The sequence below is a fragment of the Arthrobacter sp. CDRTa11 genome (assembly GCF_026427775.1).
Lineage (GTDB): Bacteria > Actinomycetota > Actinomycetes > Actinomycetales > Micrococcaceae > Arthrobacter.
Window position 1 is genome coordinate 189,575 of record NZ_CP044532.1, and the last position, 21,772, is coordinate 211,346.

Genomic DNA, 21,772 nt, shown 5'->3' on the forward strand with positions numbered 1-21,772 from the left:
TTCCTTCTGGATACTGGCTGCGGTTCGGGTTGCTGCAGGTCTTGCAACTACTGTGACGCACCGCATGTATTCGAGGAAGGGGAACTTATTGATAACAAGTATCTGCCGGGCAAATACTATCGCCGGACTGCTGATGGGGATGTATTAGTTGGGCGTTGCAGCCCGCCCACCCAGACGGGCGGTGACTTTTTGCGCGGCAGCGGCGCAGGCTTCCCCCAGGCTCTGCAGCCTGTCCGGGGAGACGCGGAACTTGGGCGCCGGGATCAGGACGGCGGCCACCACGTCGCCGCGGTGGTCATAGACGGGGGCCGCGACGCCCACTTCGTCGATGGAGGATTCCCCGTAGTTGATGGCCCAGCCCCGGATCAGGTCTTCCTTGAGCCGGATGAGGTAGGCCTCCAGGCTGCTGTCGTCCAGGCCGGGATACGTGATGGCTCCGCCGCGCAGCAGCGACCGGACGCGCTCAGCTGGTTCCGCGGCCAGGAAAACCTGCACCGAAGAGCTCATGGCGTCCCGGTACCTGGCTCCCAGCGGGGTGGTGTGTTTGATCTGCTGGTGGCTGGCAATCTGTTCCACGCACATGGACTCCAAACCGTTCCACACCATCAGCGCGCTGGTTTCGCCGGTCTGCTCCGTGAGCTCGCGCAGGACCGGATAGGCCACCCGCCGCTCTTCGAGCTCAGCCAGGAGCGGGCCGGCCACCGCGATCAGTCCAAGCCCCAGCCGGAACCGGCGCGTCTCCGCGTCCCGTTCCACCAAATGTTCCTGTTCGAACGTGGCGAGGATCCGCGACACCGTGCTTTTGTGCAGCCCGACGCGGTTCGCAATCTCGGTGACGCCGAGCAGGGGCTCGTCAGCTGTGAACGTGCGGAGAACGGCGATGGCGTTCACGATGACGGAGGCGCCTTTGGTATCGCCGTTGCCTGGGGTCTCACTGGATTCTGCTGCAGTCATGGTGTTCCCATCATTCCCTACATGAACGCCGGAAAGCGGCGCCGCAGGAAAATGCGGCGCCGCTCTGCGGGTTGGGTATATCGAAGGCCTAAGCGCCCACGATGTTGTGTTCGGGTCCGAACGGGAACTTCGTGATGTTCTCCGCGCCGTCCTCGCCCACCACCAGAATGTCGTGCTCGCGGTAGCCGCCGGCGCCGGGCTGGCCGTCAAGGACGGTGATCATGGGCTCCATGGACACCACCATTCCCGGTTCCAGCACCGTGTCGATGTCCTCGCGCAGTTCCAGCCCGGCCTCGCGGCCGTAGTAGTGGCTCAGGACGCCGAAGGAGTGGCCGTAACCGAACGTGCGGTTGGCCAGCAGGCCATGGCCCACGTAGATCTCGTTCAGTTCCGCGGCAACGTCCTTGCAGACAGCACCGGGCTTGATCAGCTCAAGGCCGCGCTTGTGGACCTCCACGTTGATGTTCCACAGCTCCAGCGAGCGGGCGTCGGGTTCGCCGAAGAACAGCGTGCGCTCCAGTGCGGTGTAGTACCCGGAGGTCATGGGGAAGCAGTTCAGGGACAGGATGTCGTGTTCCTGGATCTTCCGGGTGGTGGCCCAGTTGTGGGCGCCGTCGGTGTTGATGCCGGACTGGAACCAGACCCAAGTATCGCGGATTTCCGAATCCGGGAACGTCCGCGCGATCTCGTGGACCATGGCTTCGGTGCCGATCAGCGCTACCTCGTACTCCGTGATTCCCGCCCGGATGGCATTGCGGATGGCCTCGCCGCCCAGGTCGCCGATCCGTGCACCGTGCTTGATGACCTCGATTTCCTCGGCTGACTTGAACATGCGCTGGCGCATGGCCGCCTGGGCCACGTCCACCAGGGTTGCCGACGCAAAGGCCGCCTGGATCTTGTTCCGGTTGTCCAGTGGCAGGGAATCGTCCTCGACGCCGAGGCGGCGCGGGTTGATGCCGCGGGTCCGCAGGACCTCCTGGATGGCGAAGATGTAGTTGTCCCGGCGCCAGTCGGTGTACACGAGGTTGTCGCCGTAGCTGCGGCGCCAGGGCATCCCGGCGTCGATGTTGGCCGTGACCGTGACGGTGTCGTCCTTGGTGACAACCATGGCGTAGGAGCGGCCGAAGTACGTGAACAGGAAGTCTGAGTAGTACTTGATGGAGTGGTAGCTGGTGAGGACGACGGCGTCCAGTTCCTTCTCCGCCATGATCTGGCGGAGACCGGCCAGCCGGCGTTCAAACTCCGTATCCGAGAAGGTCAGCCGGACCTTCTCGCCGTTATTGAGGACTTTTGTGCGCTCCAGTTCGGCGACGGACGTGGCGTTATCTGATGCTGTGGTGGTCATGGTGGTGCCTTTCTGTGGTGCTGTTCTGTGAAGGGGAAATCTTGGTGCCGGCCGGGGCTTATTCGTGGCGCAGCGGTTCTTTGCAGGTTTCGCGGGAGAGGGCGACGGCGATCAGGGAGATCGCGGCCGCGGCCACGAGGTACCACGCCGGAGCCAGGTCGCTGGCGGTGGCCGCTATCAGCAGCGTGGCCATAAACGGAGCGGTGCCGCCGAAGAGCGCGTTGGAGAGGTTGAAGCTGACCGCGAAGCCGCTGTAGCGGACCCGGGTGGGGAACATCTCGGCCAGGAAGCTGGGAAGGGTCCCGTCGTTGAGCGTGAGCATGGCACCCAGCAGGATCTGCACCAGGACGATGACCAGGAAGTTTCCGGTTCCCAGCAGGGCGAAGGCGGGCACGGTCAGCAGGATGAAGGTCACGGAGGCGCTGATCAGCACCTTTTTGCGGCCGTAACGGTCCGAGAGCATGCCGGTCAGGAAGATAAAGCCGATGTAGGTAACCAGCGCGATGGTTGTGGCGAGGAACGATTCCGTGGCGCCGAGGCCCAGTTCCGAGGACAGATAGGTGGGCATGTAGCTGAGGATCACGTAGAACCCGACGGCGTTGAGCAGCACGGCTCCGACGGCCTGCAGCAGTTGCCGCCAGTGGTTCCGGAACAGGCTGGACACCGGTGCCTTCACGGCCTCCCCTTCGGCCGCCAGTTCGCGGAACACCGGGGTGTCTTCGAGCTTGGTCCGGATGTACCTGCCGATCAGGCCCATGGGTGCTGCCAGCAGGAACGGCAGGCGCCATCCCCAGCTTTGCATGGCGTCGGAGCTCAGCAGGACTGTCAGCAGGCCCGCCATCAGGGATCCGAGGAGCAGGCCGGCGGCGGTGCTGGCCGGAACCACGGCTGCGTACAGGCCGCGCCTGTTGGCGGGAGCGTACTCCACCAGGAAGGCTGACGCCCCGGCATACTCACCGGAGGCGGAGAAGCCCTGCACCACCCTGATCAGCAGGAGCAGGATGGGGGCCCAGATGCCGATCGTGGCGTAGCCGGGGATCAGGGCAATACAGAAAGTTGCCCCCGACATGATCAGGATGGAAAGGGAGAGGGCCGTCCGCCGGCCTACCTTGTCACCGATATGCCCCCAGACGAAGCCGCCAAGCGGGCGAACCAGGAATGAAATGGCAAATAGGGCGAACGTCAGCAGCAGGCCGGTTTGAGGGTCTGAGTCCGGGAAAAAGACTGTGGCGATGGTGACGGCCAGATAGCCGTAAACGGCGTAATCGAACCATTCAACAAAGTTGCCGATGAAGCTGGCCGCCACCACCCTGCGGCGGGTGTCTTTGCTGACGCCGTTGCTGGTCTGGTCAAGTCTCCGGCCGCTCAACGTGCTGCTTCCGGACAGAGAGCCGTCATACCCGCTATTCGACTCTTGGCCTACGCGTCCCGCAAGAGGAGACGGGGAGGAGGTTTCGTTACTCATAAGTCCACCAAAGTGTATTGGGGTTGCAGTGAACGCAACGCTGTTGCACCAGACTAAGCGTGACTCGCACCACAAGTCAATGGTTGAATTGGCATTCAAGGACAGCAGCGTCCCAAGGCTGAGCTGGAATGCCGCCAGGCGGGAGGGCATGCGGTGAAGTCCGACTGTTGCATGGAACGGGATACTGTTGCAGGTGTTGATCGCGGCTCGCGTTTCAGTGCAGCCCCGGAAGCGCGGTAGCCCGGCCTGCTATTGACACCGGGGGAGTCGGCTGTCATATTCGTGATAACGCGCTATGCGCATCTAGTTGTGTAATACGCAATTCGTGGGAGTGTGTGAACGTAGTGTTTCCCCGTGATGAGGACGCTGAGCAACCTCTGTAACCACCCGTTTGGGTACCTTGGCCATCCCTTTGGGTAGCCGCAGGCAGACGCTCAAGCTTCTAGTATTTGTTAGTCGGGTCGGCGCTCTTCCTCCGGCCAACGAAAGGAACACAGGAAATATGGTTCACAAAGTCAAGGCAGTCATCGCCAAGGAAAAGAACGCTCCGGTTTCGGTGGAGACCATTCTGGTGCCGGACCCGGGTCCCGGCGAGGCCTTGGTGGACATCCTCACCTGCGGCGTCTGCCACACCGACCTGCACTACAAGCAGGGCGGAATCACTGACGATTTCCCCATCCTGCTGGGCCATGAAGCCACCGGCCTGGTCAGCGCAGTAGGCGCCGGCGTCACCGAAGTGGCGCCAGGGGACCGGGTGATTTTGAACTGGCGTGCCGTGTGCGGCCACTGCCGGGCGTGTTCCAAAGGACAGCCGCAGTACTGCTTCAACACCCACAACGCCACACAGAAGATGACTCTTGAGGACGGCACGGAACTTTCACCGGCCCTCGGCATCGGTGCCTTCGCCGAGAAAACTCTGGTGGCCGCCGGACAGTGCACCAAAGTGGACGACGACGTCGATCCCGCCGCCGTCGGGCTGCTCGGCTGCGGCGTGATGGCCGGCATTGGCGCCGCGATCAACACCGGTGAGGTCAAGCGCGGCGAATCCGTTGCCGTGATCGGCTGTGGCGGTGTGGGCATCGCCGCGATCGCCGGGGCCAAACTGGCGGGTGCCACCACCATCATTGCCGTGGATATCGACGCCAACAAAGTGGAGTTGGCCAAGTCTCTGGGCGCCACCCACGGGATTGATTCCTCCACGACTGACCCCGTCGAGGCCATCCGGGCCCTGACCGGAGGCAACGGCGCCGATCTGGTGATTGACGCCGTCGGCCGTCCTGAAACGTACAAGCAGGCGTTTTACGCCCGCGACCTTGCCGGCCGCGTGGTGCTGGTGGGCGTCCCGACGCCGGGCATGTTGCTTGAGCTGCCGCTGCTGGATGTTTTTGGCCGGGGCGGCTCGCTGAAGTCCTCGTGGTACGGGGACTGCCTGCCCTCCCGCGACTTCCCGATGCTGGTCCAGCATTACAAGCAGGGCAACCTGGACCTGGACGCCTTTGTGACCGAGCGGATCACCATCGACCAGGTGGAGGAGGCGTTCGCCAAAATGCACGAGGGCAAGGTCCTCCGGTCCGTGGTTGAACTTCCTGCAGCGGTGAGGCTCTAATGGCCGCCACCATCGAGAACCTGGTCACCTCGGGCACGTTTTCGCTCGACGGCGGCACCTGGGACGTGGACAACAACGTCTGGATCGTGGGCAATGACGAGGAATGCGTCATTATCGACTCGCCGCACGACGCGGCGGCGATCATCAGCCAGGTCCGCGGCCGGAAGGTGCTGGCCATCCTGCTCACCCACGCGCACAACGACCACATCGGGGCCGCCCGCGAAGTTGCCGAGGCAGTGGATGCTCCGATCTACCTGAACCCGGAGGACCTGGTCCTTTGGGAGCAGGTTTACCCGGATGCGGGACCGGACCGGGAGCTCGCCGACGGCGATGTGTTCCGGGTAGCAGGTGCCACGCTGCTCGCCATCCACACCCCCGGCCACTCGCCCGGCTCCACCTGTTTCTACCTGGAAAGCGAAGGGACTGTCTTCACCGGAGACACCCTGTTCAACGGCGGCCCCGGCGCCACCGGCAGGTCCTACAGTGATTACCCCACCATCCTGGCATCCATCCGGAACCGCCTGCTGACCCTCCCGTCCGAAACGGTGGTGCGTACCGGCCACGGCGACAGCACCACCATCGGAGCGGAGCGGGAGACGCTGGCGAAGGTTTCGCAGTAGCCAGCGAAATCGCCAGAGCCTGCCAGCGAGGTGCGTCGGGAAATGCCCGGCGCGCCTTGGTGGCGACGAAACAAGCAACAGTACATACAAGAATTTGGCCGGTAAGGAAGTTGGAACAATGAAGTTCGGGAAACAGCCCGCCCCCGTCGCGGACATCAACGAGGACGAGCTCTCCGTCCACAAGCCCAAGACCGAGGCCGCCGGCGTTAAAGCCGTGTTTGTGGCCCTGGAGCGTGCCGTTGCCCAGGCCGGGGTGCCCCGGACGGCACAGTCGCTGTTGCGGCTCAACCAGCGCGGCGGGTTCGACTGCCCGGGCTGCGCCTGGCCGGAGTCGGACAAGAAGCGCAAGGCCGCTGAGTTCTGCGAGAACGGTGCGAAGGCTGTGGCCGAGGAAGCCACCCTGCGGACCGTGGGGGCTGAATTCTGGGCCCGGCATTCCATTGCCGATCTGGCCGGGAAGACGGAGTACTGGCTGGGCAACCAGGGCCGGCTGAGTGAACCGGTGGTGATCCGCGAGGGGGAAACCCACTATTCGCCGATTTCCTGGGCTGACGCGTTTGAACTGATCGGCGAACATGTCCGGGCCAGCACGCCGGAGCGCTGCGTGTTCTACACTTCGGGCCGGACAGCCAACGAAACAGCATTTATGTACCAGCTGTATGCCCGGGCACTGGGAACCAACAACCTGCCGGACTGCTCCAACATGTGCCACGAGTCCTCCGGCTCGGCCCTGAACCCGACCATCGGGATCGGCAAGGGCACGGTGTCGCTGGATGACATCCATGATTCCGAGCTGATTTTTGTGGTGGGGCAGAATCCCGGCACCAACCACCCCCGGATGCTCTCGGCGCTGAAGGAATGCAAGGACAAGGGCGGCAAGGTGGTGGCGGTGAATCCGTTGCCTGAGGCCGGCCTGTTCAACTTCAAGGATCCGCAGACCGTTTCCGGTGTGGTGGGCGGCGGCACGCCGCTGGCCGATGAGTACCTGCAGATCAAGGTGGGCGGGGACCTGGCGCTGTTCCAGGCTCTGGGCCACCTGCTGTTCCTGGAGGAGGAACGGAACCCGGGTTCCGTCGTCGACCGTTCCTTCATTGACGCGCAGACGGACGGTTTTGACGCGTACCGTGAGGCCCGCAAGGAACTGGACTGGGCCGAGACGGAGAAGGCCACCGGCCTGGCCCGGGAGCAGATCGAAACTGTGGCCGGGATGCTGGTCCGGTCCAAGGCCACCATCTTCTGCTGGGCACTGGGCGTGACGCAGCAGCCGCACTCGGTGGACACCATCAAGGAAATGGTCAACGTCCTGCTGCTCCAGGGCAATTTCGGCAAGCCGGGCGCGGGTGCCTGCCCGGTCCGTGGACACTCCAACGTCCAGGGCGACCGGACCATGGGGATCTGGGAGAAGCCGAAGGAGTGGCTCCTGGATGCGCTGGACGGCGAATTCGGGATCCAGTCTCCGCGGCACCACGGCTATGACGCCGTGGAGGCCATGGAAGCCTTCGAACGCGACGAGGTGGACGTTTTTGTGTCCATGGGCGGAAACTTCTCCCTGGCGTGCTCGGACACCGAAACCCTGGAAGCGGGGATGCAGCGGATCGGCCTGACCGTCCACATTTCCACCAAACCGAACCGGTCCCACATTGTGCACGGCCGCACGTCGCTGATCCTGCCCACGCTGGGAAGGACGGACAAGGACGACAAGCACCCCAAGGGCGCCCAGTTCCTGTCCGTGGAGGACTCCATGTCAGTGGTCCACTCCACCCAGGGCAGGCTTCAGCCGGTGTCCGAGCACCTGCTCGCCGAGCCGGTCATCGTGGCCAGGATGGCAGAGGCCACCTTCGGCCCGGGCCACTCCGTGGACTGGAAGGCCATGGCCGAGGACTACGACGTGATCCGGGAGCACATTGCCCGCGTCCTGCCAGGGTTCGAGGACTTCAACGCCAGGGTCCGGACGAAGAACGGTTTTGTGCTGCCCAACCCGCCGCGGGACACCCGCTCCTTCGCCACGGACATCGGCCGTGGGCGCTTCACGGTCAGCCCCCTTGAGTACCTGAGCCCGCCCGAGGGCCACCTGGTCCTGCAGACCATGCGCAGCCACGACCAGTACAACACCACGTTCTACGGGCTGGATGACAGGTACCGCGGCATCTCCAACGGCCGCCGGGTGATCCTGGTCCACCCGGAAGACCTTGCTGAGCTCGGCTTCCAGGACCGCGACCTGGTGGACGTGGTCAGCACGTTCCGTGGCCAGGACCGGAAGGCCGACAGTTTCCGGCTGGTGGCCTACCCCACGGCCAAGGGCTGCGCAGCCGCGTACTTCCCCGAAGCCAACGCCCTGGTCCACAAGGAAAACGTCGCCCGGGAATCCAACACCCCAGGCTTCAAAGCCATGTTCGTCCGCTTCGTGCCGCACGCCTGAGGATCAGGCGTGCGGCACCGGAGGGGACCGGCGTTTCTCTTCGCATAGACGGGGCGGCGTAAAGGATGCGTTAAGAAAACTCCCGTTCCGGTCTGTGCTTTCCGTGCCGGTGCTAGCTTCGATTCCTGTTACGGCTCCTTTTGTGCCGTGGAGAAAGGAATTGATGACAACCTTGACCAGGCCTCCGGCCGACCCTTCGGCCCCGCGGCCAACGGCAGCGGCAGGGCTAAGGACATGGCTGCTGTCCGGCCTCCAGGACAGTAAAGGTTCGCATCAGGGCCCCGGCGGCGTGGGCCCGGCGCAGGAAAAGAAGCATCCGTGGTGGCAAGTGATGTGCCTGACGGGTGTGGACTACTTTTCCACCCTTGGCTATCAGCCGGCCATCGCGGCTTTGGCTGCCGGTGTCATTTCCCCGCTGGCGACGCTGGTGCTGGTTGCTGTCACGCTCTTGGGCGCCCTGCCTGTATACCGCAGGGTGGCGGGGGAGAGCCCGCGGGGGGAAGGCTCCATCGCGATGCTTGAGCGGCTGCTGCCGCGCTGGGGCGGCAAGCTCTTCGTGCTGATCCTGCTGGGGTTCGCGGCGACGGACTTCATGATCACCATGACACTCTCGGCGGCGGACGCCAGTGAACACCTGATTGAGAACCCACTTGTCCCGGGTTGGCTGCATGGGCAGAACGTCCTGGTCACCCTCGTGCTGCTGGCACTGCTGGCCGCCGTGTTCCTGCGCGGATTCAGGGAAGCCATCGGCGTGGCCGTGGTTTTGGTCATCGTCTACCTTGGCCTTAATGCTGTTGTGGTGGCCGTGACCATAGTCGCCGTTATCAACCACCCGGTCGCTGTTGGCGACTGGTGGACAACCTTGTGGACGTCCCACGGGAATCCGCTGATGGCGGTGGCTGTCGCGCTGATCGTCTTCCCGAAGCTGGCACTGGGACTGTCCGGCTTCGAAACCGGCGTGGCCGTCATGCCCCAGGTTCGGGGAGACGCGGGGGATACGGATGACAATCCTGCGGGGAGCATCCGGGGGACCCGCCGCATGCTGACCACAGCCGCAGTCATCATGAGCTCGTTCCTGATCACCACCAGCTTCATCACCGTAGTGCTGATCCCGGCGCACGAATTCCAGGACGGCGGCCAGGCCAACGGCCGTGCCCTGGCTTACCTCGCCCATGAATACCTGGGCGTCGGCTTCGGCACGCTCTACGACGTCAGCACCATCGCGATCCTTTGGTTCGCCGGCGCCTCCGCCATGGCAGGACTGCTGAACCTGGTCCCGAGATACCTTCCCCGTTACGGCATGGCCCCTGAATGGGCCAAGGCCGTCCGGCCCCTCGTGCTGGTGTTCACCCTTGTCGGGTTCCTGATCACCTGGCTCTTCAAGGCCGACGTCGATGCCCAGGGCGGAGCTTATGCCACCGGCGTGCTGGTCCTGATGACGTCGGCGGCTGTCGCTGTGACGCTCTCGGCCCGCCGCAGGAAGCAGGGCAAACGCACCATCGCTTTCGGTGCCATCGCTTTGGTTTTTTCGTACACCACGGTGGCAAACGTCGTCGAACGTCCCGATGGCATCAGGATCGCCGGGCTCTTCATCCTGGGCATCATCGTGATCTCCCTGCTCTCCCGCGTCCGGCGTTCCTTCGAACTGCACGCGACCCACGTGCACCTGGACCGGCAGGCATTGGAGTTCCTGGCACCCAACCTTGAAGGGCCGATCTCGATCATCGCGCACGAACCGCTTCGGATTACTGCCGAGGCTTACCGGGATAAACTCGCTTCCGCCATTGAGGTCAGCCATCTGCCCCTGGACCAGGAGGCATTGTTCCTGGAAGTTATCGTCGATGATTCCTCGGACTTCGAAACCACACTGGAGGTTCGTGGCGTGACGCGGCACGGATACCGCATCCTGGAGGTCCATGGCCCGGTGGTGCCGAACACCATTGCGTCTGTGCTCTGTCACATCCGGGACGTCACCGGATTGATGCCGCACATCTATTTCCGCTGGACAGAGGGAAACCCGTTCACGAACCTCCTCCGCTTCCTGTTCCTGGGCGAGGGTGAGATCGCACCTGTCACTCGCGAAGTGCTGCGCGAAGCAGAGCCGGACGTCACTAAGCGCCCGTGGGTCCACGTGGGCTGAAGCGCTGACAATGAAGGCTTGCCGGTCCCCTGAGTGAACAATGGAGCCATGGCAGGAGGCAAAATGGAATCTTTCCCGGGAGCTGCGTCCGGGGCGGCCGGATACCGGGAGAAGATCGTCGTCGGAGTAAACGGGCAGGCCGGGGACGAGGCACTCGTCCGCAGGGCGGTGAAGATGCTGGCTGCTGCCCAAGGCGGGGAGCTCCACGTGGTGCATGTCCGCACAAGCACAGCCGGGACGGGGCCCTCAGGCAAAGACCTGGAACTGTCGCGCAATCTGGCTAAGGAATTCGGAGGGGTCTTCCACGCTGTCGGCGGTGAGGAAGTGGCCGCGACGCTCCTTGAGTTCGCCAGTAGCGTGGACGCCGGCCAGATCATCCTGGGAAAGCCCCGGCGCAGGTCGATGTTCCAGGCCAGGCCTGGAACGGTAGCTTCCGTGGTGGCAAATGCCGGAACCATAGACGTGCACCTTATAGGCAAAGAGCCCGGTCCAGCCGGTGCTGCCCGCCCGAAAAGGCCGCGGCTTGGACGGCGCCGGGAGGCGGCCGCATTTGCCATGGCTGTGGGTCTGCCGCCGCTGCTGCAGTTCGTCCTGGAGTTCCTCCCGCACGACCAGCTGTCCACTGACATGCTGGTTCATTTGACCGGGGTGGTTGGCGTGGGGCTGCTCGGCGGCGTGTGGCCTGCCGTTCTGGCAGCGGTTCTGGCGGGCCTGATCGTGAACTACTTCAGCGTCAGGCCAGTGGGTTCGCTGTCCGTGATTGACCCGGAGAATGTTCTGGCCCTGCTGGTCTTCGTCCTGGTGGCGGTGGCTGTATCAATGGTGGTAGACAGGTCCGCGAAGCTCAGCAAGGAGGCACGCATTGCCCGCACTGAGGCGTCCATCCTGGGTGAATTGAGCCGCCGGGCGGTGGCTGAGGGGAACAGCATTCCGGCCTTCCTGGATCAGGTCCGGGAGCATTTCCAAGTAAGCGGGGCCGCCCTGTGGGCCCGGGAGGAGCCAGGTCCGGGCCGGGATGGCGGTTGGGTCCTGAGGGAATTCTCGGGTTCGTCCCGGCCGGGCGCCGTCTCCGAGGCAGATTCTGTGGAGCAGATGGACGCCGACAGGATCCTGACCCTGACCGGTAAGGAGCTCAACCGGGATGAACGGCGGCTGTTGGCCGCTTTTGGAGCACACCTGCTGGCGATACTGCAACGTGAAGAACTGTCTGTGAGCCAGCGTGAAAACCTCCGCTTGGCAGAGGGAAACAAAATGCGGACCTCCATCCTGCGGGCCGTTTCCCATGACCTCCGCACCCCCTTGGCCGGAATCAAGCTGGCCTCCGCCACCCTGCGTGACAGGACCATAACCCTGGGCGGGGAGGAGCAGGATGAGCTACTGGCCACGGTAGAGTCCGGGGCTGACCGGCTCGACGGGCTGGTCAGTAACCTGCTGGACATGTCCAGGATCACCGCGGATGCTGTTTCCCCATTGATCCGTCCGGTCTACTGGGGCCAAGTGGTGGGCGTGGCCCTGCGCGGCATAGCTTCAGACCGGGTCCGCGTGCTCTTGCCCGGCAACATGCCTCCCGTGGATGCCGATCCCGGGATGCTGGAGCGGGTCATTGCCAATCTTGTCGAAAACGCCCTGAAGTATGCTCCTGATTCAGACGTCACTATCGCCGGCACCGTGGGCGGGGCCGGGAGCGCAAGAATTGGCGACGTCCCGGCCAGTGAGCTTACCGTCGTCGATCATGGTCTGGGTATCCCGGCAGAGGAGGTGCTATCCATGTTCAGGCCCTTCCAACGGGCAGATGACACGACGGCAGGGACAGGGATCGGGCTTGGTCTGGCCGTGGCAAAGGGTTTTACCGAAGCTATGGGCGGAGTCCTGCTCGCAGAGCCGACCCCTGGCGGAGGCCTGACCATGGTGGTGCGCCTGCCGCTCTCCACCGGGGCACTCCCAGAGGCCGGAACGGGGAAGCCATGACCACGGTGCTGATCGTCGATGACGAAGTCCAGATACTGCGAGCCCTGCAGATCAACCTGAACGCAAGAGGGTACTCAACCGCCACGGCGCTCACCGGGCAGGCCGCACTGGACCAGGCAGCCGAACACCCCGTGGACGTCATCATCCTGGACCTGGGACTGCCTGACCTTGACGGGGTGGAGGTAATCCACCGGCTCAGGCGCTGGAACAGCGTGCCCATCGTGGTCCTCTCAGCCAGGCACGGATCCGATGACAAAATACAGGCCCTGGACGCCGGGGCTGATGACTACGTGACCAAGCCTTTTGGCATGGACGAGCTCCTGGCAAGGCTTCGGGCTGCACTGCGCCGCGGGACAACGGGGGAGGCCCCCGTTGTGGAAACCGACAGCTTTACAGTGGACCTGCCCGCGCAACGGGTGACCCGGAGAGGCATGCCGGTCCGGCTGACTCCCACCGAATGGAACATCCTGGAACTTCTGATCAGGAACACTGGCGCCCTCGTCACCCATGAGAAGCTCCTCACGCACGTATGGGGACCGGCCTACATCGGCGAGACAGCCTACCTACGGGTCTATCTTGCCCAGCTGCGGAGAAAGCTTGAAGCGGACCCTGCCAACCCCAAACATCTCCTCACTGAAACCGGGTTGGGTTACCGCTTCCAGGAATAACCCGACTGCCGGATCGGCGGCCAGAGAAGGGTCTTGGTGGTTGGAATCATGACTAACTATCTGTTGCCACGCGGCTGGTCCGTGCGCGCCGCAGCCGCGACACTTGCGAGATCAGGGTCCCTGACTGGGTGAGAACCAGGACGGTCAGCAGTGCCGCCGCAACGTGCGTGTCCAACATGAGCTCCATCGCGTGGTGGCCGCCTGACGTTTGAACCGGCGAGGGCGGCTCCCAGATCAGCGCTCCGTGGGTATGGCCGGGCAAAGTGCTTCCGGTGCCGCCGGCGAAACCGGCAAACACCAAATGCAGCCCTTGCTGAACCAGGCCCGAGGCCAGGAGCACGGCCCAGAACCGGAGGTTCAGGCCGGCGAGCATGGACGCTGCCATGCTGAGCAAGGCGGCAATTGCCAGGAGAACCCAGGGGCCCGGGACCGCTGCGCCGCTCAGAAGATGCGCTGCGGCGCCGAGTGCCACGGCCAGCGGACCGGACGCCCAGGCGGCGTAGATTCGCCGTCGAGGCAAGTTCCTTGCCGTCACCCGGCCACCTCCCAGCCGTTGTCCCCTGACGCATTCAGGGAAAGTGCGTCCTTCGTTGGTTACTTACCCCTTTCGGGGCCAATCACACGAGGCGTTTCGCTGCGGCGTTAGGTTCGTAACCAGTACGGGGAGGCTACCGGCGCAGCAACTCCGACGGCGCATGGCCGAACCGTTGGCGGAAGGCCCGGCTGAAGTGCGCCGAGTCCGAGAATCCCCACGCAACGGACAGCTCCGTCAGCGTGCCTTGATGTTTTCCGCTCAGCAACTCCTCCCGTATCCTGTCCAGACGCTGCTGCCACACCCAGCCCATAACGGTCTCGCCGTCCGCTGCAAAGGCTCGGTGGATGCTGCTGGGAGACAGGTGAAGCTGATCTGCCATGGACCTGATGCTCAACGACTCGTACCGCAGGTTTTCCAGGATGTGGTTCTGCACCAGCTTGCGGCGGGAGAAACGGTCCGCATCGGGGATCCCTCCGGCAAGGCCGCCCAAACCAGCGACGATCAGATGCTCCACGCCCTGGGACACGGACAATGCGACATCAGGGGCCAGCACGTCAATTTCGCTTGCCAAAAACTTCACCGTATTGACCAGCAGGCTGGCAGCGCCCGGATCGGGGCTGACGCCAAGGGCGGTGAGTCTGGCAGCCTCTGGCAGATGCCGCTCCAGGACGGTCCTCGGAAGGCGGATCACCAGCTGTTCAAAGTTATCGGTCAGGAGGAGCGAATACGGCCTCGTGGTGTCGTAGAGGGCAAAGGCGCCGTTCCCGATTGCGGCCGAGCGCCCGTCCTGCGTCACCAGACATGAGCCCTTGGTTTGCACACCCACCAGGTAATAGTTGTCGGAGGATGCCGCGATGCCAGCCGGTGTGCGGTGGACGGATTGAGCGGAGGCACGCACGCGTGCCAAATCCAGCGACGCCAGAGTCTGGACCGCCAGTTCGCCCTCAATTGATTCACGGCCGCCGCCGGATCTGCACTCGAGGTCAACGAAAGTATCAGAAACGGTTTCAGTCCAAAACGAGACGCTGTTCCGGGCAGACACCGCCGCTGTGCTTACCACCTTGGCCATGACTCATCATACTTGCACCGTTGCCCGCCGGACCGGCGTCGCTCCTGTCAAAAAGCCGGCCCTGGAAACGTGACACTCACAGTCAATCACCCTGCGATTTCTGATCAAGAAACCCGGGAAGCCGCGCCCTAGTGTGGAGCTCATATCCACTTTTGTGACCCCCATCACGCGATAGGAAACAGCAATGAATCACCCCCAGTTCAAAGCAGCAGCCGTCCAGGCAGCACCTGTATTCCTCGACCTGGACAAGACCATCGACAAGTCGGTGGCCCTGATCGAGGACGCCGCCCGGAACGGTGCGGAGCTGATCGCCTTCCCTGAAACCTGGCTCCCGGGGTACCCGTGGTACGCCTGGCTGGACGCCCCGGCGATGTGGCTGCCGCAGTACACGCAGCGCTACTTCGATAATTCGCTGGAGTACGGCACGCCCCCGGCTGAGCGGATCTCGAAGGCCGCCAAGGACAACAACATCGTCGTCAGCATGGGCCTCAGCGAACGAAGCGGGGGCAGCCTGTATATCGCTCAATGGTTCATCGACAGCGACGGGCAGACCATCTCCCAGCGCCGCAAGCTGAAGCCCACCCACGTGGAGCGCACGATTTTCGGCGAAGGCGACGGAAGCGATCTCGCCGTCTGGGACACCAGGCTGGGCCGCATCGGCGGGCTCTGCTGCTGGGAGCACCTGCAGCCGTTGTCCAAATACGCCATGTACGCCCAGAACGAGCAGGTCCATGTTGCCGCCTGGCCAAGCTTTTCACTCTATGAAGGTGGCGCCTATGCGCTAGGCCCCGAGGTCAACACCTCGGCCTCGCGGATCTATGCCGTTGAAGGCCAGTGTTTCGTCCTGGCTCCGTGTGCCACCGTTTCGCAGGACATGGTGGACGAAATGTGCACCACAGACATGCAGAAGGCGCTCCTCAAGACAGGCGGCGGACATGCCCGCATCTTCGGACCCGACGGCCAGCAGCTCCACGAGTCCCTTCCGGCAGGCGAGGAAGGCCTGATCTACGCTGAGATCGACCTGGGCCTGATTTCAGTGTCGAAGGCTGTGGGGGACCCCGCGGGCCACTACTCCCGGCCCGACGTCACGCAGCTGATCCTCAACAAGGCTCCTCGGCGGGCCGTCGTCGATACCGTGCCGCCATCAGATGCCCCACCCGCCATTGAAATGCCCCGCGACGTGGACGAGCCGGCCCTTCCAGCGCTGGCCGCACTCTAGATGGATCGGGGCAGCGACGGGCAGGAACCGACCATGGAATCTTCCATCCCGGCGCACCTTCGGGTGGAACGGACGCGGCCCAAGCGCGTGGGCGACACCTACACCCCGCCTTACCCCTCGTACTCAGTGCGCTTCGCGGAAGGCGTCAGCCAGCTTGTCTGCGCCTTTTTCGGCGTCCAAAGCAGGCGGCCGCTGTCCAGCGGGGCGAGGTCAGCTTCCGCTGCAATGTGGGAACTGTGCGCACAGGATGATGGACCAATATCCCGTGAGTACGCCGTCCATACGGACGAGCAAGGCTTCGACAACCAGATCATCATCGCCTACTGGGACGATGCTGATGCCTATGGGCGCTGGTTCGAGAAGCACCGCGGGGCACTGATTGGCGTTGGACTGACACCTCCAGATCACGGGCGCTGGATCGAAGCCTTCAGCCCGGAAGCACGTGGCTTCGAGACGCTGTACTCGGCCAACACCTTCCCGGAAGGGGCCGCCCGGGTGGCCATAGGAGGATACAGCGGGGAAATCCAGGAACACGGGTACTGGGGAAGCATGCGTGACCGCCTTCCGATTGCACAAACAGAGGCCCTGGAGCCTGTCGGCCACCCATACGCCGCCGGGAACTCCGGCATCGTCCGGGTGGAACCCCACCACAACCTGGCAATCATCCGCTCCGGCCAGGACTGGAGCCTTTGTGAAGACGCAGAGCGTGCGTCCTATTTCGGCGACGTGGAGCCCCAACTGAAAGCAGGGATGGACTTCCTGACGACAGACGGCGCATCTATCGGGTGTTACGCGAACAGGTACATGACCAGCAGCGACGGCGACGGTACTGTCCTTGAACAGAGCTTCGGCCTGAGCTTTTGGCACAGTCTGGAGGATATGGAGAGATGGGCGGAATCCCATCCCACCCATGTCGCCATCTTTATGGCTGCCATGAAATTCCTCCAGGCCAACGCGGGCGCCAGGTTACGCCTCAGCCATGAAGTGGCAGTGGTCTCACGCGGGCAGCAGTACTACGAGTACAACAATTGCCACGCCACAACGGGCATGCTCGGCGCCAGCAGGCCTTAGCCGCCAGCAGGGCCTGGCAGCCGGCAGCACAGGTCCCGGTGCTGCCGGCCGCGGCGCCCGGGCAGGTGAGTTAGGGGCGTCCCCAGAAGGCGTCTTCTGCCTGGCCGTCCTCCGAGAACAGACGCACTTCGGAGATTTTTCCGTTGCGAACCGTGAGGAGGTCTACGCCGGACATGTCCATGGAGACGTCGCCGCGCTTGCCGGAGAACCGGACCGGAACTGCCACGAACTCGCCATTGACCATGGCCGGTCCGGTGACGGCGAGCTGGAAGGTGCCCTGGCTTGCCTCCATCATCCCGCCGAGCAACGAGCCCACGCCATCGATACCCGAATGATCCCCGGAGAATTGATTCGCACCCGGCTGGTGCCACACCACGTCCGGGCTTAGCAGTGCCATTGCCGCTGGGACGTCACCGCGTCCGAGGGCGTCAAAGTATGAGGCGGTCACGGCCGCCGGAGTCTGGTCAGTCATCTGGTTCTCCTTCGCTTGGGCTTACCCGCCTATGGTTACAGTCGGTAACCTGTTACATCAACGTAACTAAGGAGCCTGATGCCGTGAGTGTGCCTGCCTGGAATGTCATGGTGGCGACCTGCCCCTCGCGGACTTCCTTGGCGAAGATCGCCAACAAATGGACCGCAATGATCGTCATCGCCTTGAGCGGGGGCCCCTTGAGGTTCGGTGAACTGCGGGAGGCGGTGGACGGCATCAGCGGGAAGGTCCTGGCCGATACCCTGCGGGACCTGGAGCGGGACGGGATTGTGGGCCGTACCGCCTATGACGAGATGCCGCCGCGCGTCGAGTATGAGTTGACCGCTCTCGGCCAAACCCTGCGCGAGCCACTGACGGCGCTGGGCCTCTGGGCGGAGGAGTACATCGAAGACGTCATGTCAGCGCGCGAGTCCTACGACAGGCGCGTCACCCCGGCTGCGTTCACTTAGAGGGCGGCTGCCTTCCGCGGCCCGTGAGGCATTGGAACGGGCTGGCGTTCTCAGTACGACGTCGGACGCGTGAGCCGGGCGTCGAAGTGGCGCCTGTACTCCGTTGGGGTGGTGGAAAAGGCCGTTGCGAAGTTTTGTCGCAGGGTAACGGCGCTGCCGAAGCCGCAGTCAGCCGCAACCTGATCAACGGACAAGTCCGTCGTTTCAAGCATCCGCCGGGCAGCGTCCAGCCGCCGGATGCGTATCCATGCAGAGGGTGTTGTCCCTGTTGTTGCCCGGAAGGCGCGGACGAAGGTCCGCCGGCTCATGTGCGCTTGGGCGGCGAGGCGATCGATGCTGAGGGGCTCGCCCAGGTGGCCCAGGGCCCATTCAAGCAGGCGGGCCATCGGGTCATCTGAGGAGCGCGGCGGAACGGGGTGTTCAATGTACTGCGCCTGTCCGCCCTCCCGATGCGGGGCGATGACGAGGCTGCGGGCTACCTGGTTCGCCGCATCCGCCCCGAGACGTGCCCGGACCAGATGCAAACAGGCATCCAGTCCGGATGCCGTGCCGGCGGACGTCAAGACGTCACCATGATCGATATACAGCACTGTTTGATCAAGGAAAACATCAGGGTGGCGGACAGCAAGGGATCCGAAGGCTTGCCAGTGCGTGACTGCCCGGCGCCCGGAAAGCAGACCGGCATCGGCAACCGGGATGGCGCCAAGACATAGCCCCAGGATTGTCACACCGCGCTGGTGTGCTTCCTGAAGCACGCGCCGCAGCGGTTCGCTCGAAGCGCGGCCGTCGTCGAACCAGGAGGGCACCACCACAACGTCCGCCTCTTCCGCCGCAGCAGGGCCCTGGACCTCTCCGAGCTGATAGCCCTCTGCTGTTCGAACGTGGCCGGCCTGGTCTGAGAAGAGTACGGTCTTCCATTCCGCAAGTTCCTGACGCGTGACCTCGTCGAAAACCATCTGTGGCACAGCGAGATGGAACATGGTTACTCCGTGGAAGGCGTAGATCGCGATGCGCATCCGGTTCCTTTCACGCTTTGGCCTGAATCCATCGTATATCGGCATTCGTGCCACTGGTAGTGGTCGCCCGTGGCGGGAAGGATGGAATGGTTGCCCCCAGGCGGCAAGCGAACCACTATTCGGGAGAACTTGACCATGAACACCCCTCGCCGCGCCCTTATCCTCATCGATGTGCAGCAGCAGTACTTCAACGGACCCTTCGAGATCCAGTACCCGCCGCACCAGGAGTCCCTACCGATGATCGCGCGGGCTGTCGACGCAGCCACCGCCGCGGGCATCCCCATCGTGGCCGTACAACACAGGGCAGGTGAGGGCGCTCCGGTCTTCGCGCCAGGCACTCCCGAATTCGAACTCCACCCCGAGATCGAAGGCCGCAGAACCGAGGCATGGAAGGGAGTCGTCAAGCAGTATGGCTCCGTTTATGCGGACACCGACCTCACTGGGTGGCTGCGCGAGCAGGACGTCGACACCGTCACCCTGGTTGGTTACATGACCAACAACTGCGTCCTCGCTTCGGCCGTTGAAGCTGAGTCGCTGGGCTTCACCACCGAGGTTCTGTCGGATGCCACCGGGGCCATCAACCTCGCCAACGATGCAGGTTTCGCGGACGCAAGAACAGTCCATTCCACTCTCCTTACCCTGTTGAATTCAAACTGGGCAGCCGTGAGCACCACTGATCAGTGGGCAGGTGCCCTGGAAGCCGGGGAGGCGCTGACAAGAAGTGATCTCGGCAACTCCGCAACGGCGGGTGCCGCGCGCTTGGCCACCGCCTAACCGGCTCCCTCGGCTCCTCGCCCGGAAGAGCCGAGGAACCTTCCGGATGTCCCAACTTCCCGTTACCGCGGTCTTACACCGATGCCGCTTTCTGAGACGGTGTTTGAAGGCCACTCCTTCCCATGGGACCGTGTTCCCATGGGCAAGGTATACGGTGCAATCGACGAGCGGCTGAGAAAATTCATCGAACGGCAAGTTCTCTTTTTTGTGGCCACTGCGCCACTCTCGGGGGACGGTCATGTCAATGTCTCGCCCCGAGGGCTGCCGGGCACTTTTGCTGTCCTGGACCAGCGCACTTTTGCCTGGCTTGACGTTACCGGCAGCGGAAGCGAAACCGTCGCCCACCTCAGGGAGAACGGCCGCATCACGATTATGTTCTGCGCCTTCGACGGTCCGCCGAACGTCGTCCGCCTGCACGGCACGGGGCGGGTAGTCAGCCGGTACGACGACGAGTTCCAGTCGCTCGCCCAACACTTCGACGACAAGCCAGGTGCCAGGGCCGTCATCGTGGTTGACGTTGTCCGTGTTTCGGATTCATGCGGGTGGGGCGTGCCCCTGATGAGCTTCCAAGGTCATCGCGACCTGCTTGGACCGTACTTTGAACGCAAAGGGACGGACGGCAGCGCCGGGTACCGGATCGCCAAGAACCGCACAAGCATCGACGGCCTTGCCGCCTACGACTTCGACCCCGCAAGGGAGAGCCTGCAGGGTCTGTGACGAGGCCACAGTGGCGGTCATCTAAGATCGTCTAAACAGAGCCCGGCAAGGAGTCCACCGTGAAGCACACCCCCATCGACAGCGGAAAGGCCACGCTGGAGCTTCTTGAAAACGGCGTTGTAAACCTGACGTGGCAGCGCCATCTCAGCCTTGACGTAGCAGACGTCACCGCTGCAATGGCGAGCCTGGATGGTGTTTGCCAGGGAGTACCCCACCCGTTGCTGGTTGACATGGGCGGCACCATGGATGTCAGCCACGACGCACGTGAAGCATTCTCAGCCCCATCTGCGGCTTCCCGGATTGCGCTGCTCGGCTCGACTCCCGTTGACCGGATCCTTGCCAACTTCCGCCCCGCCGGCTCCTATCCCTGCCCCACGCGCTTCTTTACGGACCGGGCCGAAGCGATGAGCTGGCTCCTGCAGGATCCCACCGACTGAGTCGGGCTTGCGATTTTTCCTCCTGATACAGGTGCTTGCAGAACGCACGGATTGAACCTGGTCCCGTTTCGGCAGCGCGGGTTGTCGGGACGCTCGGCCATTCCACGTATTCCGGGTTATCTGAGGGAGGAATAGCATGGACACCAGGCACTGGGGGGCCGCCCACCTGCCAGGAGGCGTGCAATGAACCGGAATGCAAAACCGACAAAACCCTTGCTTTTCACGGTTCTCTGGTTCGCCGTGACAGCCGCAGGTTTCACCGTATCCGGCGTCATCTTTCATTTTCCTGGTTCATTCCCTCCCAACAACGGGGAAGCGTTCAATCCCGCCGGTATCAACGGTGCCCTTGTCAACGGGCTCGCCACCGGAATCGTGGTCGGGGTAGGGCAGATGCTGCTGCTGCGCCTGACCGACCGTTCCAGCTGGCGCTGGGCCGTGGGAACCGCGGCGGCTCTGTTGCTCATCCACATCATCGGCGATGTCTTCCCGGACAGCTTTTCCGTTCTGCTCATGGCCGTGTTTGGCGGCCTCCTGCTGGCCGGCGGTCAATGGTGGGCACTCCGCCTGCCGCTGCGCGATGGGCTTCTTTGGGTTGGCGGCTCGGCAGTTGCCTGGGCCGTGGCGCTCCTGTTAGGCCTTCAATTGACGGCCGGCGCGGACTGGAGGATTGAACACACGGTGGTCGGGGTGTTGACAGGCTTGCTGGTGGGCGCTGTGACCGCGTCCATCTGGGCGTGGCGTTTGTTCGGCAGCACGTCTGCGGCGCGCGGCCGGGTCCTGCGAACAGGGGCGCCTTGACGGTGTGCCGGC

The 21,772-nt window shown here is 63.6% G+C and carries 20 protein-coding genes; 13 read left to right on the forward strand and 7 right to left on the reverse strand.

What is annotated here, in order from left to right:
* Positions 1–144: 144 nt before the first annotated feature.
* The 3 genes from F8G81_RS00835 to F8G81_RS00845 form a co-directional block, all read right to left on the reverse strand.
* Positions 145–954, reverse strand: coding sequence for an IclR family transcriptional regulator (locus tag F8G81_RS00835; protein ID WP_267277155.1), 810 nt, complete (start codon positions 952–954; stop codon positions 145–147).
* 88 nt (positions 955–1,042) lie between these two features.
* Positions 1,043–2,299 (reverse strand): aminopeptidase P family protein, encoded by a 1,257-nt coding sequence (locus F8G81_RS00840; RefSeq protein WP_267277156.1) that lies wholly within the window; start codon positions 2,297–2,299, stop codon positions 1,043–1,045.
* Between the two features lie 58 nt (positions 2,300–2,357).
* Positions 2,358–3,764, reverse strand: coding sequence for an MFS transporter (locus tag F8G81_RS00845; RefSeq protein WP_267277157.1), 1,407 nt, complete (start codon positions 3,762–3,764; stop codon positions 2,358–2,360).
* Positions 3,765–4,266: 502 nt separating this feature from the next.
* Between F8G81_RS00845 and F8G81_RS00850 the strand changes: the two genes are divergently transcribed.
* The 6 genes from F8G81_RS00850 to F8G81_RS00875 all read left to right on the forward strand — a co-directional run bounded on the left by F8G81_RS00850 (position 4,267) and on the right by F8G81_RS00875 (position 13,185).
* Positions 4,267–5,370, forward strand: a complete 1,104-nt coding sequence (locus F8G81_RS00850; protein WP_267277158.1) for an S-(hydroxymethyl)mycothiol dehydrogenase — start codon at positions 4,267–4,269, stop codon at positions 5,368–5,370.
* Positions 5,370–5,990 (forward strand): MBL fold metallo-hydrolase, encoded by a 621-nt coding sequence (locus tag F8G81_RS00855; protein ID WP_267277159.1) that lies wholly within the window; start codon positions 5,370–5,372, stop codon positions 5,988–5,990. The genes F8G81_RS00850 and F8G81_RS00855 overlap by 1 nt, the downstream gene beginning before the upstream one ends.
* Before the next feature lie 118 nt (positions 5,991–6,108).
* Entirely contained in the window at positions 6,109–8,409 is a 2,301-nt protein-coding gene (locus F8G81_RS00860) for an FdhF/YdeP family oxidoreductase (RefSeq protein ID WP_267277160.1), read from the forward strand.
* Between the two features lie 163 nt (positions 8,410–8,572).
* Complete coding sequence (locus F8G81_RS00865) at positions 8,573–10,549, forward strand: amino acid transporter (protein WP_267277161.1); 1,977 nt, start codon at positions 8,573–8,575, stop codon at positions 10,547–10,549.
* A gap of 63 nt (positions 10,550–10,612) precedes the next feature.
* Positions 10,613–12,517 carry a DUF4118 domain-containing protein gene (locus tag F8G81_RS00870; RefSeq protein ID WP_267277162.1) on the forward strand — a complete coding sequence of 635 codons (1,905 nt, stop codon included), beginning with the start codon at positions 10,613–10,615 and terminating at the stop codon, positions 12,515–12,517.
* Positions 12,514–13,185 carry a response regulator gene (locus F8G81_RS00875; RefSeq protein ID WP_267277163.1) on the forward strand — a complete coding sequence of 224 codons (672 nt, stop codon included), beginning with the start codon at positions 12,514–12,516 and terminating at the stop codon, positions 13,183–13,185. The genes F8G81_RS00870 and F8G81_RS00875 overlap by 4 nt, the downstream gene beginning before the upstream one ends.
* Positions 13,186–13,237: 52 nt before the next feature.
* On the opposite strand, the gene F8G81_RS00880 is transcribed toward F8G81_RS00875, so the two are convergent.
* Together F8G81_RS00880 and F8G81_RS00885 are read right to left on the reverse strand one after the other, a co-directional pair.
* Positions 13,238–13,720 (reverse strand): hypothetical protein, encoded by a 483-nt coding sequence (locus F8G81_RS00880; RefSeq protein WP_267277164.1) that lies wholly within the window; start codon positions 13,718–13,720, stop codon positions 13,238–13,240.
* A gap of 133 nt (positions 13,721–13,853) precedes the next feature.
* Positions 13,854–14,789 carry a helix-turn-helix domain-containing protein gene (locus F8G81_RS00885; RefSeq protein ID WP_267277165.1) on the reverse strand — a complete coding sequence of 312 codons (936 nt, stop codon included), beginning with the start codon at positions 14,787–14,789 and terminating at the stop codon, positions 13,854–13,856.
* 184 nt (positions 14,790–14,973) lie between these two features.
* On the opposite strand from F8G81_RS00885, the gene F8G81_RS00890 reads away from it, so the two are divergent.
* Positions 14,974–16,008, forward strand: a complete 1,035-nt coding sequence (locus F8G81_RS00890; protein WP_267277166.1) for a carbon-nitrogen hydrolase family protein — start codon at positions 14,974–14,976, stop codon at positions 16,006–16,008.
* Between the two features lie 33 nt (positions 16,009–16,041).
* Complete coding sequence (locus F8G81_RS00895; protein ID WP_267277167.1) at positions 16,042–17,079, forward strand: phenylacetaldoxime dehydratase family protein; 1,038 nt, start codon at positions 16,042–16,044, stop codon at positions 17,077–17,079.
* 70 nt (positions 17,080–17,149) lie between these two features.
* Here F8G81_RS00895 and F8G81_RS00900 read toward each other — a convergent pair whose 3' ends face one another.
* Positions 17,150–17,551, reverse strand: coding sequence for a nuclear transport factor 2 family protein (locus tag F8G81_RS00900; RefSeq protein WP_267277168.1), 402 nt, complete (start codon positions 17,549–17,551; stop codon positions 17,150–17,152).
* An 83-nt stretch (positions 17,552–17,634) separates the two neighbouring features.
* Between F8G81_RS00900 and F8G81_RS00905 the strand changes: the two genes are divergently transcribed.
* Positions 17,635–18,018: a winged helix-turn-helix transcriptional regulator gene (locus F8G81_RS00905; protein WP_267277169.1), complete on the forward strand. Its 384-nt coding sequence runs from the start codon at positions 17,635–17,637 to the stop codon at positions 18,016–18,018.
* Positions 18,019–18,068: 50 nt separating this feature from the next.
* Here the strand turns inward: F8G81_RS00905 and F8G81_RS00910 are convergent, their stop codons facing one another.
* Entirely contained in the window at positions 18,069–19,034 is a 966-nt protein-coding gene (locus tag F8G81_RS00910; RefSeq protein WP_267277170.1) for a GlxA family transcriptional regulator, read from the reverse strand.
* A 135-nt stretch (positions 19,035–19,169) separates the two neighbouring features.
* On the opposite strand from F8G81_RS00910, the gene F8G81_RS00915 reads away from it, so the two are divergent.
* The 4 genes from F8G81_RS00915 to F8G81_RS00930 all read left to right on the forward strand — a co-directional run bounded on the left by F8G81_RS00915 (position 19,170) and on the right by F8G81_RS00930 (position 21,760).
* Entirely contained in the window at positions 19,170–19,808 is a 639-nt protein-coding gene (locus F8G81_RS00915) for an isochorismatase family protein (RefSeq protein WP_267277171.1), read from the forward strand.
* A 138-nt stretch (positions 19,809–19,946) separates the two neighbouring features.
* The gene (locus tag F8G81_RS00920) at positions 19,947–20,525 is read left to right on the forward strand and encodes a pyridoxamine 5'-phosphate oxidase family protein (protein WP_267277172.1); all 579 of its coding nucleotides are present in this window, start codon (positions 19,947–19,949) and stop codon (positions 20,523–20,525) included.
* A gap of 59 nt (positions 20,526–20,584) precedes the next feature.
* Positions 20,585–20,962, forward strand: a complete 378-nt coding sequence (locus tag F8G81_RS00925; RefSeq protein WP_267277173.1) for an STAS/SEC14 domain-containing protein — start codon at positions 20,585–20,587, stop codon at positions 20,960–20,962.
* A 183-nt stretch (positions 20,963–21,145) separates the two neighbouring features.
* Positions 21,146–21,760, forward strand: a complete 615-nt coding sequence (locus F8G81_RS00930; RefSeq protein ID WP_267277174.1) for a hypothetical protein — start codon at positions 21,146–21,148, stop codon at positions 21,758–21,760.
* The last annotated feature ends 12 nt before the right edge of the window (positions 21,761–21,772 follow it).

What these genes read in the sequence shown, in the direction of transcription:
- F8G81_RS00835 (WP_267277155.1), bottom strand. Translation starts at nt 954, where the DNA reads ATGACTGCAGCAGAATCCAGTGAGACCCCAGGCAACGGCGATACCAAA.
- F8G81_RS00840 (WP_267277156.1), bottom strand. Translation starts at nt 2,299, where the DNA reads ATGACCACCACAGCATCAGATAACGCCACGTCCGTCGCCGAACTGGAG.
- F8G81_RS00845 (WP_267277157.1), bottom strand. Translation starts at nt 3,764, where the DNA reads ATGAGTAACGAAACCTCCTCCCCGTCTCCTCTTGCGGGACGCGTAGGC.
- F8G81_RS00850 (WP_267277158.1), top strand. Translation starts at nt 4,267, where the DNA reads ATGGTTCACAAAGTCAAGGCAGTCATCGCCAAGGAAAAGAACGCTCCG.
- F8G81_RS00855 (WP_267277159.1), top strand. Translation starts at nt 5,370, where the DNA reads ATGGCCGCCACCATCGAGAACCTGGTCACCTCGGGCACGTTTTCGCTC.
- F8G81_RS00860 (WP_267277160.1), top strand. Translation starts at nt 6,109, where the DNA reads ATGAAGTTCGGGAAACAGCCCGCCCCCGTCGCGGACATCAACGAGGAC.
- F8G81_RS00865 (WP_267277161.1), top strand. Translation starts at nt 8,573, where the DNA reads ATGACAACCTTGACCAGGCCTCCGGCCGACCCTTCGGCCCCGCGGCCA.
- F8G81_RS00870 (WP_267277162.1), top strand. Translation starts at nt 10,613, where the DNA reads ATGGAATCTTTCCCGGGAGCTGCGTCCGGGGCGGCCGGATACCGGGAG.
- F8G81_RS00875 (WP_267277163.1), top strand. Translation starts at nt 12,514, where the DNA reads ATGACCACGGTGCTGATCGTCGATGACGAAGTCCAGATACTGCGAGCC.
- F8G81_RS00885 (WP_267277165.1), bottom strand. Translation starts at nt 14,789, where the DNA reads ATGGCCAAGGTGGTAAGCACAGCGGCGGTGTCTGCCCGGAACAGCGTC.
- F8G81_RS00890 (WP_267277166.1), top strand. Translation starts at nt 14,974, where the DNA reads ATGAATCACCCCCAGTTCAAAGCAGCAGCCGTCCAGGCAGCACCTGTA.
- F8G81_RS00895 (WP_267277167.1), top strand. Translation starts at nt 16,042, where the DNA reads ATGGAATCTTCCATCCCGGCGCACCTTCGGGTGGAACGGACGCGGCCC.
- F8G81_RS00900 (WP_267277168.1), bottom strand. Translation starts at nt 17,551, where the DNA reads ATGACTGACCAGACTCCGGCGGCCGTGACCGCCTCATACTTTGACGCC.
- F8G81_RS00910 (WP_267277170.1), bottom strand. Translation starts at nt 19,034, where the DNA reads ATGCGCATCGCGATCTACGCCTTCCACGGAGTAACCATGTTCCATCTC.
- F8G81_RS00915 (WP_267277171.1), top strand. Translation starts at nt 19,170, where the DNA reads ATGAACACCCCTCGCCGCGCCCTTATCCTCATCGATGTGCAGCAGCAG.
- F8G81_RS00920 (WP_267277172.1), top strand. Translation starts at nt 19,947, where the DNA reads ATGGGCAAGGTATACGGTGCAATCGACGAGCGGCTGAGAAAATTCATC.
- F8G81_RS00930 (WP_267277174.1), top strand. Translation starts at nt 21,146, where the DNA reads ATGAACCGGAATGCAAAACCGACAAAACCCTTGCTTTTCACGGTTCTC.